Origin of the sequence: Streptomyces sp. NPDC020597 (genome assembly GCF_044335095.1) — a bacterium.
Taxonomy (GTDB): Bacteria; Actinomycetota; Actinomycetes; order Streptomycetales; family Streptomycetaceae; genus Streptomyces.
The window spans coordinates 288,777-302,550 of record NZ_JBIRUL010000005.1; the positions used below are offsets into that span (position 1 = coordinate 288,777).

Here is a 13,774-nt window from a genome sequence, read left to right on the forward strand (position 1 = left end):
CCGTACCGCCCTCGGCCCGGCCCGCTACGCCCCGCCGTCCGTGTCGCCCCGAGGCGGTCCGGGACGCCGGAGGAGGGGCAGGGCGTCCAGGTACTCCGGCGGGAGGTCGAACGCCCGGGTCAGGGCGGCGAGATGGGGCTGCAGGCTGTGGGTGAGGGCGTCGACGGCGGCCGGGAGTCCGTGCACGTCGCCCGGCTCGATGTGGCCGTCGGCGAGCAGCACGCCGGTGTGCGGGGAGAGGTGGGTGAGCAGGTACAGGGCGGTGACCTCGGTGAGGAGGCGGCGGGCCGGCTCGTGAGCGGTGCGGGCCAGGGTGGCCAGGAGGACGTCCGCGGCCTGCAGCCTGATGTGGCTCTGCGCCTTCTGCAACGCGGGAGCCGAGGCCGTGTTCCAGCGGGCCTGCGGATCGTGCTTCGGCCCGTGGCGCAGGGCCCGGTGTGCCTGGTCGTGGAAGACCTGCTCGGTGCGGGCGAGCAGGTTGCGCAGATGGCGGGGGTTGGTGAGGACGGGCGGCCCGGCGTCCGGGGTGGGCAGGGCCGGCGGGTGGTGGAGCAGTTCCGCGGCCGCTTTGGTGGTGATGAGGAGGTTGTCGCCCTCCGCTGTGATCGTCCCCTCGATGTACTCGGAGAAGCCGGCGAGGTGGTTGGCGGGGAGTAGCCCCTGCGCCCCGCAGCGCTCCCGCGCCTCGAGCGCGATGGTGCGCGCCTCCCAGGTGATCCAGGCCTTGGCGAGCGCGACGAGGCGTTCGAGGTGCGGGCGGTCCGCGGCGTCGTGGCTGCCCCATCGCGCGGTCAGCGAGCGGTGCAGAAGCGTCATCGCGTAGGTGGTCGCGACGCCCTCGAGCAGCCTGCTGTGGTGGGTGCGATGGGTGTTGACGGGCAGCCGCTGACCGGGCCGGGCTCCGCTCACATGCCGGTGGTCGCCGTAGCGGACGGCGATCGCGAGGGCCGCGCGGGAGGCTCCGACGGCGGCGGCGCTCATGCACAGCTTGCCGACGGTGACCCGGGCGATCGAGGTGAGGAAGCGTTTACGGCGGTTGCCGAGGCTGCTGGTGAGGACGTCGTCGGGGCCCAGACGACCGTGCTCGCCCTGGAGGAGGGCCCGGCGCGGCAGGGGGAGGTGGTCGAAGGAGGTGAGGCAGTGGTCGACGGGGGCGTTCGGGCGCAGCGGAAGGGGCGTGACCGTGATGTGGGGGAGCGGCCCGTCGTGGTCGGTGAGCGGGGTCAGGAAGAGGAACACCCCGTGGTCGCGGTCGTCGACGAGCAGGCGTGCGGCCACCACGGCGCTCTTGGGGCCGCCCAGCGTGCTGGTGTTGGGCATGAACTTGGCGGCGCCGGGGTGAGGGGTGTGCAGCAGGAACCCGCCCGTCGCGGGGTCGAGACGGGCGGTGGTCTCCAGCGCGAAGGCGTCGTTGCCGTGGTCGACCTCGGTGCACAGGAAGGTCCCGGTGCGGCGCAGCGCGGTGAACTGGGTCAGGTCCCTGGAGGGTTCGGGGTCGTGGTCGAGCAGGCTGCCGAGGAAGAGGTTGTAGTGGATGCTGGCGACGGTGGTGAGGCCGCCGCCGCCGTCCACGATGGCGGCCCACTCGTGCAGCCCCGTGAGGAGGGCCGGATCCGTCGCGAGCGACGCGGGGTCGGCCAGGGAGTCGTTGACCAGCCGCAGCCAGGCGTAGGACTGGGCGGCCCGCTCCTCGGGGGTGAGGCCGGGCCGGTGACGGAAGTCGTCCTGCGCGATGAGGCGGCGCCACGGGGCGTGGACGCGGTCCCGCTCGCCGTCCTGGTCGAACAGCAGCCGGGTCAGCTCGCGGACGGTCGCCGCGTCGTCCCGCTCCGGGCCGTCGGCCGTGTCCGCGAGGGGACGGGGACCGCTGCGGTGCGGCCCGGCGGGGCGCTCCGCGCCGTGGAATGCCAGAAGGGCCATGACCACTCCCCGTTGTCACGAATCCGCACACGTGTACGTCTGGTTGCGCCGTCCGCCAAAAGATACGGACCTACCGGTTTTCTCATCAAGTCGGAAACCGGCAATCCGACCGGCAGCAGATGGCCTGTTCTGTGCGGTGCTCGGGCCGCGCGAACGCGCGTGGGAGCGGCCGTCGCGAACTCAGCGCCGAGATCCGGCCGTTGCGGTGCCGGGGCCGCGGCGACCGGTCGCCGGTGCGGTGGTGGACAGGAGGCGGCGAGGTGGCACGAGTCAGACCTGTCGGTATATTTTCGAGCCGGATTCGCCGGAGCTACCTCGGAGGTGGGGCGTGGCGCTGCAGGAACGGGCCGTCCGGACGAGGCGGGCCGTCCTCGTCGCTGCCGCGGCGGTGTTCGCCGAGGTGGGGTACGAGGCTGCGACGATCGCGGAGATCCTCGCCCGGGCCGGCGTGACCAAGGGCGCGCTCTACTTCCACTTCTCCTCCAAGGAGGAGCTCGCACAGGCCGTACTGGCCGGCCAGCTGGAGACCGTCCCGGCCGTGCCCGCGCGGGAGTTGCTGCTGCAGCAGGGGCTGGACGAGGCCTTCGTCCTGGCCCATCTGCTGTCGGTGGGCGATCCGCTGGTCCAGGGGAGCATCAGACTGACCGTGGACCAGGGGGCGCCGACGGACGGGCTGGACCGGCGCGCGCCGATGCGCGGGTGGATCGCGCACAACGCGGACCTGCTGGGGCGGGCGAAGGAGCGCGGCGAACTGCTGCCGCACGTCGATGTGGCGGCCGCCGCGCGGATGTTCGTGGGCGCCTTCACCGGGGTCCAGGTGCTCTCCAAGATCATGACGGGGCATGCGGACCTGCCGGAGCGGGTCGCCGACCTTCAGCGGCACCTGCTCTCCGGGGTCGCGGTGCCCGCCGTGCTGTTGCAGCTGGACACGGCTGCCGACCGGGGCGCCCGGGTGTACGAGGAGGCCGTGAAGGCCAGTTGGCCGACGGGACAGCCCCGCGTCGCCGGATGACCGGTCCGGCCCCGTCCCGCCGGGTGCGCGCGGGTCGGCGGTTGAGGGTGGGGCGGCAGGGGGAGGTGACCGGGGCGAACGGTCGTCCGGGGGGCGGTTCCGCGTCCCCCGGACGAGAGGCGGGCCGCCGCTCCTCCCGACCGGTGCGCAGACCGACAGCGCAGGACCGACCCTGGGAGTTCGACGATGGATACGACAGCCTGCCCCTACGCCCTGGACGTGACCGGGCGTGACCTCGCGGGCGAGGCGGCGATGCTCCGGGCCCGAGGCCCCGCCGTGCAGGTGGAGCTGCCGGGGGGCGTGATCGCCTGGGCGGTGCTGCGGCAGCGCGAGGTGGAGCGGCTGCTGACCGATCCCCGGGTGTCGAAGGACGCACGCCGACACTGGCCGGAGCTGATCGAGGGGCGCATCACCGAGGAGTGGCCGCTGTACCCCTGGGTGATCAACGAGAACATGCTCTTCGCCTACGGGGACTCGCACACCCGGCTGCGCAGGCTGGTGGCCGGGGCGTTCACCGCGCGGCGTTCGGAGGCGATGCGGCCACGGGTGGCGCAGATCGCGGCCGAGCTCGTCGACGGGCTCGCGGCGAGCAGTGCGGGGGAGCCCGTGGACCTGCGGGCCTCGTTCGCGGAGCTGCTGCCGATGCGGGTCATCTGCGAACTGTTCGGGGTGGCCCAGGGCGAGGCCACCGACGCCCTGTGCGCGGCCCTGCACACGGTGTTCGGGACGACGATCAGCGGCCGGGAGATCGAGGCGGCTCGCATGGAGGCCTTCGTCCGGCTGTCGGACCTGGTGAAGGCCAAACGGGCCGAACCCGGCGACGACCTCACGTCCCTGCTGATCCAGGCACGTGACCGGGAGGACCGGCTCACCGAGGAGGAGCTGCTCGGCACCCTGTTCCTCATGATCGCCGGAGGGCAGGACACCACGGCCGCCCTGATCACCAACGCGGTCGGCGCGCTGCTGCGATGGCCCGAGCAGCTGGAGCACGTCCGGGCGGGCCGGGCGACCTGGCGGGAAGTGGCCGCCGAGACGATGCGGGTGCACACCCCCGGGGCCTACTCGCCGATGCGGTTCGCCGTCGAGGACATCGACCTGGACGGCGTGCTGATCCGCAAGGGCGAGGCCATCCTCGTCAACTTCGCGGCGGGCGGCCGGGATCCGCAGCGCTACGGGCCGCACGCCGAGCGGTTCGACGTACTGCGCGAGGGCCGCGACGGCCTCGGTTTCGGCCACGGGCCGCACCGCTGCCTCGGGGCGCCGTTGGCCGGAGTGGAGGCGGAGAGCGCCTTCGCCGCGCTCTTCGACCGCTTCCCCCGCATGGAACTCGCCTGCGCACCGGAGGAACTCCTGCCGCTGCCCAGCTTCCTGATGAACAGTTACCGGTCACTCCCGGTCCGACTCGGTCCGGTCCAGACCTGAACCGGACATAGTCCCTTCGTAGTCGACGGCCGAAGGCCAGGCGTGCGTTCCGGAGATACCGAGCGCGCGGTTTACTTCGGCATTGCTCCGATGGCATGCTCTCCCCGTTCCGCCGGACGCAGGACGCGGCCCCCCGCCGTCCGCGCAGCCTGGGGAGGAAGACCTGATGGTCAAGCAGGCACGGGCGGCCCGCACCCGCCAGGCCCTTGTCCGGGCGGCCGCCGAGGTGTTCGCCGCCGAGGGATACGCCGGGGCGTCCCTTCCGGCCATCAGCGAGCGTGCGGGGGTGAGCAACGGCGCGCTGCACTTCCACTTCGCCAGCAAGCACGACCTGGCGGCGGAGGTGGAGAGGGCGGCGGCGGACGGCGCCCAGCGCCTCGCGGAACGATGCCGCAGCCGGGCGGACACGCTGCTGCAGTCGCTCGTGCACACGGCCTGCGGACTGCTGCTGGCGGTGGTCGCCGACCCCGTGATCCGGGCCGGGTTCCGGCTGAGCGGTGATCCCTCGCGCAAGGGCGGATCGCGGCTGCTGCGCTGGTGGCAGGCATGGGTGCACGAACTCGTCGTCCAGGCGCAGCGTGAGGGGGAGCTCGCGAGGGACGTCCCGGCCGACGTCGCCACGACCGTGATCGTGGCCGCGACGGCGGGCTTCGAGGTGATGGGCGCGGCGGACCGCGACGTACTCTCGGTGGAGCGCGTGACACAGCTGTGGACCTTCGTCCTGCCCCGGCTGGCATCCTCGCCGGACCACGCCTCGACGTCGCCGCAGCCGCAGACACCGCTGGAACAGCCGGGCGACCAGGTGCACTGACCCGCGGCGCTGTTCGTCCCGTCGGCACCGGTCCCGGCGTGCAACTCCTCGATGCGCGCCGGGCGCACCCGGCTGCCGCCGCCCTCCTCTCCGGTGAGGCACGAGCCGGGCCTGCGCTAATATTCTTTACCGAGTGCTTACGTTTCGCCGGGCGTCGACGCGCCCGGCCGTGGAGCCGCGGCCGGCGGTCCGGTCACCGACGTGAGGGAGGGCGTGCCATGGGTCGAGTCATCCCCGTGCGCGTCGACAACGCCGCACGCGACCGCGTTCCCGATATCTGCGGTACCGGCCCGAGCGCGCCCCCGCAGCGCTGACGCGACTCCGCCCACCCGGCGGGAGCCCGCGCCACCGACGGCCGGTACAGCCCCCGAGCGCGACCCCGCTGCCGTCCGGCGTTTCCCGGGCGTCGGGCGGACCGCGTCCCGGCCCGCCCACCCGCAGCCCCGGGTCCGGCGTCGGGGCAGTGACCCCCTGCCCGCGGCGCCGGGCCGCCCTCCGGGCGCGGCGCCCGGAGCGACGACCCACCCCGTCCGCCACGTCCGTCTTCCCCACGGGCCGCCCGGGCGATCCGTCCTGCGCCCGCACGCCCGGGGCGACCCGCAGGCTCCGCGACAGCACAGACGCACACGACCGACCTCGACCGACGCGCCACCACCGATCCCGACCGACGGAGGACAGACGCCCGTGCACGACACCACCGCCCTGCTCATCGAACTCGGGGCGATCATCCTCGCCCTGGGCCTGCTGGGACGCCTGGCGGGCCGGGTGGGCTTCTCGCCCATACCCCTGTACCTGCTCGCCGGGCTCGCCTTCGGTCAGGGCGGCATGCTGCCCCTGGAAGCGAGCGAGGAGTTCATCGCGACGGGCGCCGAGATCGGGGTCATCCTCCTGCTGCTCCTGCTCGGCCTGGAGTACAGCGCCTCCGAACTCGTCACCAGCCTGAAGACCCAATACCCCTCCGGCGCGGTCGACTTCGTGCTCAATGCCGTGCCCGGCGCGGCCGCGGCCCTGCTGCTCGGCTGGGATCCGGTGGCCGCCGTGGCACTGGCCGGCGTCACCTGGATCTCCTCCTCCGGCGTGATCGCCAAGGTCCTCGGAGACCTGCGCCGGCTGGGCAACCGCGAAACCCCGGTCGTCCTCGGCATCCTGGTCATGGAGGACCTCTCCATGGCCGTCTACCTGCCGATCCTCACCGCCCTGCTGGCCGGCGTGAGCCTCGCGGGCGGCGCGCTCACCCTGCTCATCGCCCTGGGCGCCGTCGGGGCGGTCCTGTACGTGGCGCTGCGGCACGGGCGTCTGATCAGCCGCGCGGTCTCCTCCGACAGCGCCGAGATGCTGCTGCTGGTCGTCCTCGGCCTCACCCTTCTGGTCGCCGGCATCGCACAGCGGCTCCAGGTGTCCGCGGCGGTCGGCGCCTTCCTCGTCGGCATAGCCCTGTCCGGCGAGGTCGCCGAGGGCGCCAGCAGTCTCCTCACCCCGCTGCGGGACCTGTTCGCCGCGGTATTCTTCGTCTTCTTCGGACTGCACACCGACCCCGCGGCCATTCCGCCCGTCCTCTTTCCGGCGCTGGCCCTGGCCACCGTCACCTCCCTGACGAAGATCGCCACCGGTTACTGGGCTGCGCGCCGCGCCCGGATCTCGGTCAAGGGCCGATGGCGGGCCGGCGGGACCCTGGTCGCACGCGGCGAGTTCTCCATCGTCATCGCCGGTCTCGCGGTCGGCGTGGAACCGCGCATCGGACCGCTGGCTACCGCGTACGTGCTGATCCTGGTCGTCCTCGGGCCGCTCGCCGCCCGCTGGACCGAGCCCCTCGCCGGCCGTCTGACCGCCTCGCGCCAGGCGCCGGCGGTACCGGCGGGGGACCTGGTCGCCGTGGAACCCGCCGGGACCGCGGGAGGCGCGGAGGCCGTGCCCGCGAACCGTTGAGGAACGGCGTGCCGTGCGGCGCAGACACCCCCGGTCGGCGGCGCCCCGTCGCGACGGGGAGATAATCCTCGGGCGAGGACGTCCTAGCCGAACGGGGAGGCCATGACCGACCGCAACAGATCCGAGCCGTTCCTGGACGGCTTCCAGCGGATGCTCGCGGACGCCGCCGCCACCGGCCGCCGTCTGACCCGCGAGGAGATACGGTCCCGGCGGGCGCACGGGGCCCGGGCCGCCGAAGCCGGACACGACTGGCGGGGCGTCGTCCGGGCCCATCTCGCCGCCGGCCGGGAGGGCTGGCCGCGGGGGGCCGATCCGGCGGGCGTCCTCACCGTCCTCGAGCAGGCCCTCGACGCCTTCGCCGACGGCTACGAGAGCGCGCAGCGCCTCGTGATCCGCAAGGAGGAGGCCGCGCGCCGCGAGTTCATCGACGACCTGCTGCACGGGCGCGGGGACCCGGGCCAACTCGCCGCCCGCTCCGAGCGGTTCGGTCTGCGTCTGTCCCGCGCCCACGCGGTCGCGGTCGCCCAGGGGCCCGTCGAGTACGACGAGACGGACCCCGTGCCCCGCCGGGTGGCGGACGCGCTGTTCGGCCGCTTCGAGAACCGCAGCGTCCTGTTCACCACCAAGCACGGCCGGATGGTGTGCATCGCCCCCGGCGACCAGGACGAGGTCCTCACCCACTTCGCCAAGCAGGCCCACGCCGCGGTCCAGGGGCGGGTCCAGGTCGCCGTCGGCAGACCCAGGCCGGGCCCGATCGGTATCGGGCACAGCTACGAAGAGGCGCGCAACGCCCTGGACGTGGCCCGGCGCATGGCCCTCGACGAGCCGCTGCTGCGCGCCGCCGACCTGCTCGTCTTCCCCGTTCTCGCCCGGGACCGGCAGGCCCTGGTCGATCTGGTCCACAGCGTCCTCGGGCCGCTCGAAAGGGCCCGCGGCGGTGCGCGGCCGCTGCTCGCGACCCTGACGGCGTACTTCGACTCCGGCTGTGTGGCGGCGGCCGCCGCCCGGCAGCTCTCACTGAGCGTGCGCGCCCTCGCCTACCGGCTGGAACGCGTCCACCGGCTGACCGGCGCCGATCCCGCCGACCCCGGTCGCCGCTACACGCTGCAGACCGCGGTCATCGGCGCCCGCCTGCTCGACTGGCCTGCCGAACCGCTGCAGCCGAGCGACCTGACGGGCTGAGGCCCGGCACACGCAAGGCCGGCCGGCCCGAGGCCCCGCGCAAGGAAGGTCGGCCCGCTCACTCCCGCTCGAGGATCGCCGCGGCCGCGTCCACGCCCTCCCGGGTGCCGATCACGATCAGTGTGTCCCCGCCGGCCAGCCGGAACCGGGGCGTCGGCGACGGGACGGCCTCGGCGTGGCGCAGCACGGCCACGATCGAGACACCGGTCTCGGTCCGCATCCGCGTCTCCCCGAGCAGCCGGCCGTTCCAGTGCGACGTGGCCGTCAACTCGACGCGTTCCGCCACCAGGCCCAGCTCGCTGGTCGACAGCACGTTGGGGCTGTGGTGGGTCGGCGTCATCGCGTCGACGAGGGCGGCCGCCTCGCCGGAGGTCAGGCGCAGCGACAGCGCGCAGGCGTCCGGATCGTCCTCCCGGTAGGCGTTCAGCGTCCGGGCTCCGTCGCGATGCGCGACCACCGAGACACGGCGCTGCTCCCGTGTGGTCAGGTCATAGCGGACGCCGATGCCCGGCAACGGCGTACTGCTCAGGCGCGGAGTCCCCACGACTGCCCCCAGTCTTCGTCCAGGCGTGCTGCGAACGTTGCCGGTCCAGCCTAGGCCGTCTCGGACCGGGCGACCGAAGCCGGGCTCGGCGCCCCGGCGGCCGGGTGGGAGAATCCGTGTTCAGGTCCACGCCGTCGTGAGGGCCGGCGCTCCGCCGGCCGGCGTCCCTTCGGCACGGGGCCGGAAGGAGGCGTGGAACATGGTCGAGTGGGTGTCCCTCAGGCTGGGCGCCAGGCCCGTGCCCCAGCCCCTCGCGACCCCCTTGGTGTGGGCCACCGCGTGCGTCGGCGCGCTGACGCTGGTGACGGTGCACAACCTGCTGGTGGGCTCGGACCGCCCCGGTCCGGCCCTGGCCGCGCTGTCCCTGCTGGCAGGCCTGCTGGGTCTGTGCGCCCGCTTCACCGCGGCCCCGGGCACGGCCCTGCTGTGCTGGCTGACCCTCAACGGCTTCGCCGTTCCACCCGTCGGCACCCTCACCTGGACCGGCCCCCGGGACGCCTTCTGGCTCACCTGCCTGTGCGCCGCGACCCTCGTCGGCACGGCGGCCGCCCGGATCGGCCACGCCCGGGCCGCCTACCGTCGCGTCGACACCTCGGTCACGCCGGCCGGGGACCCGGAGGACGACCCGGACGTCCTCTGACCTGTTTCCTCAGCCCTCCGCACCGGTGGCGTCGTGGGCCGCTCCCACCGGCTTCGACTCCGGGGAGCCGCGTTGTCGCAGATAGATGGAGAGCACCGCCACCGAGCACGAGGTCCACCATGTGGCCCGCGACCTCGCTGCCTGGTCCCGGGCCCATGCCGCCGACCTGGCCGAGGCCGCTGCGTCGTCACGCGACCTCCTTCGAACGTGCCCGTCGTCTGCCGACCGCCGCCGAGTTGCCCGGGTCTTCGCCGCTCACACACGTCGTCGGGCCGGCCGGGAGGGGCGCGAGCGGTGTGTGTGGGGCAGCGGCCTGTGGGCACTCAGTGGTGCGGAACGACGCGCGCCGCACCTGGAGCGCCCTGCCGAACGGAGAACGCGATGACGGCGGAAGCTTGGGCGCCACGGGCGCCGGCCCGGGCCTTCACCCCACCGGGTGTGTACACCCCCCAGTACGACACCCGGTTGCTGACGCGCGCCCTTTCCCGCGAGGACATCGGCTCCGCCACGGAGGTGCTGGACCTGGGCACCGGCTCCGGGGCCCTCGCCGTCCAGGCCGCACGGCTGGGCGCCCGGGTGACGGCGGTCGACATCTCCCGGCTGGCCGTGCTGACCGCGCGGTTCAACGCGCTGCTCGCCGGGCAGCGGGTCCGCTGCCGCCGGGGCGACCTCACCGCGGCCGTGCCGGGGCGCTTGTACGACCTGGTCGTGAGCAATCCGCCCTACGTGCCGTCGCCCGCCGGGGCGCTGCCGCGCCGGGGCCTGGCGCGGGCCTGGGACGCGGGACGGGACGGGCGCGTGTTCATCGACCGGATCTGCGCCGAGGCGCCCGCCGTCCTGAATCCCGGCGGCGCCCTGCTGCTCGTGCACTCGAGCCTGTGCGGCACCGGGGCCACCCTGACGCGCCTGACGGAGAGCGGTCTTCGCGCCGCGGTCACCGACCGGGCCACCGTGCCGCACGGCCCGGTGCTGCGCTCCCGCCACCGGTGGCTCGTCCAGCAGGGCCTGCTGGCGGACGGCGAGAGGCGCGAGGAGCTGGTGGTGATCCGCGCCGAACGCGCGTGCCGCGCGTGACGCGCGGGACCGCCCGTGCCGCGCGGCGCGGCGCAGCCACCCGGCGGACATCCCCCGGGGCGGGCGCCGCCCCGATGCCACGCGGCGAGAAGCGCCGAGAAGCGCCGAGAACACCGAGAACACCGAGAACACCGAGAACACCGAGGAGGACATCACCCGTGACCGAGGACCCGACCCGCAGGCACCCCCGCCCCGACTTCCCCGACCAGGACCAGCCCCATCCGGGCTGGACCGGCCCCATGGACCCGCCGCCCGACCACGGCGAGGACTCCTACGAGGGCAGCGGACTGCTGAGTGACCGCAAGGCCGTGGTGACCGGCGGCGACTCCGGCATCGGCCGGGCCGTGGCGCTGGCGTTCGCCCGCGAGGGCGCCGACGTGCTCTTCACCCATCTGCCCGAGGAGACGAAGGACGCTGACGAGACCGCCGCTCTGATCGAGGGCGCCGGCCGCAGGTCCGTCGCCGTGCCCTGCGACATCCGCGAGGAGGAGCAGTGCCGGCGCCTGGTCGACAGGGCCGTGGACGAGTTCGGCCGCATCGACGTCCTCGTCAACAACGCCGCCTACCAGATGGCGCAGCCGGACGGCATCAAGGCCATCTCCACCGAGCAGTTCGACCGTGTCGTCCGGACGAACCTGTACGGCATGTTCTGGCTCTCCAAGATGGCGCTGCCGCACATGCCGGCCGGCGGCTCGATCATCAACTCCACGTCGGTGCAGGCGTACAAGCCGAGCCCGCACCTGCTGGACTACGCGATGACCAAGGGGGCCGTCGTGACGTTCACGCAGGGGCTCGCGCAGATGGTGGCCGGTGACGGCATCCGCGTCAACGCCGTGGCCCCGGGACCGGTCTGGACGCCGCTGATCCCGGCGACGATGCCGGACACGTCCGAGTTCGGCAAGCAGTCGCCCCTCGGCCGTCCCGCCCAGCCGGCAGAGATGGCGCCCGCCTATGTCTTCCTCGCCTCGCAGCGGGCGAGTTTCATCACGGCGGAGATCCTCAACGCCACCGGCGGCACCCCGCTGCCGTGACGCGAGCGAGGGCGTGGGGACGGCCCGACCGCGGGTGCCGACGGGGCAGGGTGCCGAGGGCGGATGTGTCGAGGGCGGAGGCGGCCGCCGTCGCAGCCAGGCCAGGCAGATGATCACGATGCACAGGGGAACGCCAGGCCGCCCAGGGCGCGTCGACACGAACGAGCCCGCGGACGTCAGCGTTTCGTCATGTGTCGAAAGCCCCGTTGCCCGGTCGCACCGGCCTACGGTCGGCACATGTCACGGTCGCCCGCTCCGCCGTCCCCGCCGTCCCACTCCCCCCGCCTGCCGTCCTCACCCCGGTTCTGGCGCAGTCCGCTGCGCGGCCCGTGGTTCACCTCCGTCCTCGGCGTCGTGCTGCTCGGCGGGATCACCGTGCTGTTCGTGACGGGGCTGCTGTCGTACGCCGCGTACAACCCGGATCTCTCGCCGGTGAACGACAAGACCCCGGACAAGGGGCTGCTCGGCTTCTACCTCTTCGCGTGGCCGACTGATCCGCCGTGGCTCTACCGGCTCACCCAGGGCGTCCACGTCACGCTCGGGATCACCCTGATCCCCGTCCTGCTGGCGAAGCTGTGGTCGGTGATCCCCCGGCTGTTCGCGCTGCCGCCCGCGCGGTCGCTCACCCACGCGCTGGAACGCCTGTCGCTGCTCCTGCTGGTCGGCGGCGCGCTGTTCGAGTTCGTCACCGGCGTGCTCAACGTCCAGCTGGACTACGTCTTCCCGGGCTCGTTCTACCCGTTGCACTTCTACGGCGCGTGGGTCTTCTTCGCCGCGTTCGCCACGCACGCGGTGCTGCGCACTCCGGCCGCCGTACGCAATCTGCGGCGGCTGCGGCACGAGCCGGAACCTCCCGCTGACGGGACCGGACCCGGAACGGAGGTCTCCCTGACCGCGCCGTCTCCCGCACGGCCCACGGTGACGCGGCGGGGCGCGCTGTGGCTGGTCGGAGGCGGTTGCCTGCTGCTGTTCGGCACGACGGCGGGGCGCAGCTTCGACGGGCTCGCCCGGCGGTCGGCCCTCCTCGCGCCGCACGGGGGCGCGGAACCGGGCAGCGGCCCGAGTGGATTCCAGATCAACAAGACGGCCGCGTCCCGGGGGATCGTCGCGGCCGAGACGAGCGCGGACGCATGGCGGCTGACCGTCGCCGGGCCCGCCGGAACCGTCCGGCTGAGCCGGGCCGAGCTGCTCGACCTCCCCCTGCACAGTGCGGCACTGCCCATCGCGTGCGTGGAGGGCTGGTCCACCTCCGACCAGTGGTGGCGGGGCGTCCGGCTGCGCGATCTCGCCGCCCTGGTCGGCCACGAAGCGGACGCGGCGCCCGACGTCCTCGTGGAGTCGCTCCAGCGGAGCGGGTCCTTCCGCCGGGCGGCGCTGCGTGCGAACCAGGTGCGCGATCCACGATCCCTGCTGGCCCTCGACGTCAACGGCGAACCGCTGACCCCCGACCACGGCTTCCCGGCCAGGATCATCGTGCCCGCCGCGCCCGGCGTGCTGAACACCAAGTGGGTCGCCCGGCTGACGTTCGGCGAGCTGTGACGACACCAGGGGACACGAGCTGTGGGGCGAGCGACGAGCACCCCGGTGAGGAGACGACCGTGAGGCGACCCGCGATGCGGCGCGACACCATGGCGGACGGCCGCCCGCCCCGGGCGAGGACGACCCGGGCGAGGACGACCCGGCTCCTGCCCGGTGCGAACGACGGCCCGTTCACCCTGCTGCTCCTGGCCTGCTCGTTCGCGCTTGCCGGCTATGCGGGCGTGCGGCTGCTGGCGGACGACTGGTTCGCGGTGGCCCTGTGGTTCGTGGGCGCGGCGATCGTCCACGACTTGGTGCTGCTGCCCTTGTACGCGTCGGCCGACCGCGCGGTCGTGAGGTCGCTCGAGGCGGCCGGTCACCGCGCGTGGACCCTGTACCTGCGGGTACCGGCCGCCCTGTCCGGGCTGCTCCTGCTCGTGTGGTTTCCGCTGATCAGCGGACGCGTGGACGAGCGTTACCGGTCGGCGACCGGGATGTCCGCGGACGGATTCCTCGCCCGCTGGCTGCTGATCACCGCGGTGCTCTTCGGCGGCTCGGCACTGCTGCTCGCGCTGCGCCGACGGTCAGGGCTTCGCAGGGCGACGAAGCAACGGCCGCCCTTCGACCACTGATCGGCGGCCCGCCGGCCCGGTGTGCCGGTGTGCCGGTGTGCCGGTGTGCCGCAGTAGTGCCC

The 13,774-nt window shown here is 73.7% G+C and carries 12 protein-coding genes and 1 pseudogene; 10 read left to right on the forward strand and 3 right to left on the reverse strand.

Annotated features, from left to right (window positions below; all coding sequences use genetic code 11):
- Positions 1 to 24: 24 nt before the first annotated feature.
- Positions 25 to 1,920: an acyl-CoA dehydrogenase gene (locus tag ACH4ZA_RS12085; RefSeq protein WP_398429167.1), complete on the reverse strand. Its 1,896-nt coding sequence runs from the start codon at positions 1,918 to 1,920 to the stop codon at positions 25 to 27.
- 328 nt (positions 1,921 to 2,248) lie between these two features.
- Between ACH4ZA_RS12085 and ACH4ZA_RS12090 the strand changes: the two genes are divergently transcribed.
- From ACH4ZA_RS12090 to ACH4ZA_RS12110, 5 genes are all read left to right on the forward strand, one after another.
- Positions 2,249 to 2,932: a ScbR family autoregulator-binding transcription factor gene (locus ACH4ZA_RS12090; protein WP_398429169.1), complete on the forward strand. Its 684-nt coding sequence runs from the start codon at positions 2,249 to 2,251 to the stop codon at positions 2,930 to 2,932.
- A 186-nt stretch (positions 2,933 to 3,118) separates the two neighbouring features.
- On the forward strand, positions 3,119 to 4,354 hold the full coding sequence (locus ACH4ZA_RS12095) for a cytochrome P450 (protein WP_398429171.1): 1,236 nt from the start codon (positions 3,119 to 3,121) through the stop codon (positions 4,352 to 4,354).
- A 166-nt stretch (positions 4,355 to 4,520) separates the two neighbouring features.
- On the forward strand, positions 4,521 to 5,165 hold the full coding sequence (locus ACH4ZA_RS12100; RefSeq protein ID WP_398429172.1) for a ScbR family autoregulator-binding transcription factor: 645 nt from the start codon (positions 4,521 to 4,523) through the stop codon (positions 5,163 to 5,165).
- A 684-nt stretch (positions 5,166 to 5,849) separates the two neighbouring features.
- A complete protein-coding gene (locus tag ACH4ZA_RS12105; RefSeq protein WP_398429173.1) occupies positions 5,850 to 7,091 on the forward strand; it encodes a cation:proton antiporter in 1,242 nt (413 codons plus the stop codon).
- A gap of 102 nt (positions 7,092 to 7,193) precedes the next feature.
- Positions 7,194 to 8,273: a PucR family transcriptional regulator gene (locus ACH4ZA_RS12110; protein WP_398429174.1), complete on the forward strand. Its 1,080-nt coding sequence runs from the start codon at positions 7,194 to 7,196 to the stop codon at positions 8,271 to 8,273.
- Positions 8,274 to 8,331: 58 nt separating this feature from the next.
- On the opposite strand, the gene ACH4ZA_RS12115 is transcribed toward ACH4ZA_RS12110, so the two are convergent.
- Positions 8,332 to 8,817 (reverse strand): cation:proton antiporter regulatory subunit, encoded by a 486-nt coding sequence (locus ACH4ZA_RS12115; RefSeq protein WP_398429175.1) that lies wholly within the window; start codon positions 8,815 to 8,817, stop codon positions 8,332 to 8,334.
- A gap of 199 nt (positions 8,818 to 9,016) precedes the next feature.
- Here ACH4ZA_RS12115 and ACH4ZA_RS12120 point away from each other — a divergent pair, with 199 nt between their 5' ends.
- Positions 9,017 to 9,457, forward strand: a complete 441-nt coding sequence (locus ACH4ZA_RS12120) for a hypothetical protein (RefSeq protein WP_398429177.1) — start codon at positions 9,017 to 9,019, stop codon at positions 9,455 to 9,457.
- A gap of 9 nt (positions 9,458 to 9,466) precedes the next feature.
- Here the strand turns inward: ACH4ZA_RS12120 and ACH4ZA_RS12125 are convergent.
- Positions 9,467 to 9,562 (reverse strand): annotated as a pseudogene (locus tag ACH4ZA_RS12125) (DUF6766 family protein); the annotation flags it as partial.
- A 276-nt stretch (positions 9,563 to 9,838) separates the two neighbouring features.
- Between ACH4ZA_RS12125 and ACH4ZA_RS12130 the strand changes: the two are divergent.
- From ACH4ZA_RS12130 to ACH4ZA_RS12145, 4 genes are all read left to right on the forward strand, one after another.
- Positions 9,839 to 10,531, forward strand: coding sequence for a HemK2/MTQ2 family protein methyltransferase (locus ACH4ZA_RS12130; protein WP_398429178.1), 693 nt, complete (start codon positions 9,839 to 9,841; stop codon positions 10,529 to 10,531).
- 158 nt (positions 10,532 to 10,689) lie between these two features.
- Positions 10,690 to 11,562, forward strand: a complete 873-nt coding sequence (locus ACH4ZA_RS12135) for an SDR family oxidoreductase (protein WP_398429179.1) — start codon at positions 10,690 to 10,692, stop codon at positions 11,560 to 11,562.
- Positions 11,563 to 11,799: 237 nt separating this feature from the next.
- The gene (locus tag ACH4ZA_RS12140; RefSeq protein ID WP_398429180.1) at positions 11,800 to 13,101 is read left to right on the forward strand and encodes a molybdopterin-dependent oxidoreductase; all 1,302 of its coding nucleotides are present in this window, start codon (positions 11,800 to 11,802) and stop codon (positions 13,099 to 13,101) included.
- An 89-nt stretch (positions 13,102 to 13,190) separates the two neighbouring features.
- Complete coding sequence (locus ACH4ZA_RS12145; RefSeq protein ID WP_398429295.1) at positions 13,191 to 13,712, forward strand: hypothetical protein; 522 nt, start codon at positions 13,191 to 13,193, stop codon at positions 13,710 to 13,712.
- The last annotated feature ends 62 nt before the right edge of the window (positions 13,713 to 13,774 follow it).

What these genes read in the sequence shown, in the direction of transcription:
- ACH4ZA_RS12120 (WP_398429177.1), top strand. Translation starts at nt 9,017, where the DNA reads ATGGTCGAGTGGGTGTCCCTCAGGCTGGGCGCCAGGCCCGTGCCCCAG.
- ACH4ZA_RS12085 (WP_398429167.1), bottom strand. Translation starts at nt 1,920, where the DNA reads ATGGCCCTTCTGGCATTCCACGGCGCGGAGCGCCCCGCCGGGCCGCAC.
- ACH4ZA_RS12140 (WP_398429180.1), top strand. Translation starts at nt 11,800, where the DNA reads ATGTCACGGTCGCCCGCTCCGCCGTCCCCGCCGTCCCACTCCCCCCGC.
- ACH4ZA_RS12130 (WP_398429178.1), top strand. Translation starts at nt 9,839, where the DNA reads ATGACGGCGGAAGCTTGGGCGCCACGGGCGCCGGCCCGGGCCTTCACC.
- ACH4ZA_RS12100 (WP_398429172.1), top strand. Translation starts at nt 4,521, where the DNA reads ATGGTCAAGCAGGCACGGGCGGCCCGCACCCGCCAGGCCCTTGTCCGG.
- ACH4ZA_RS12095 (WP_398429171.1), top strand. Translation starts at nt 3,119, where the DNA reads ATGGATACGACAGCCTGCCCCTACGCCCTGGACGTGACCGGGCGTGAC.
- ACH4ZA_RS12110 (WP_398429174.1), top strand. Translation starts at nt 7,194, where the DNA reads ATGACCGACCGCAACAGATCCGAGCCGTTCCTGGACGGCTTCCAGCGG.
- ACH4ZA_RS12145 (WP_398429295.1), top strand. Translation starts at nt 13,191, where the DNA reads ATGGCGGACGGCCGCCCGCCCCGGGCGAGGACGACCCGGGCGAGGACG.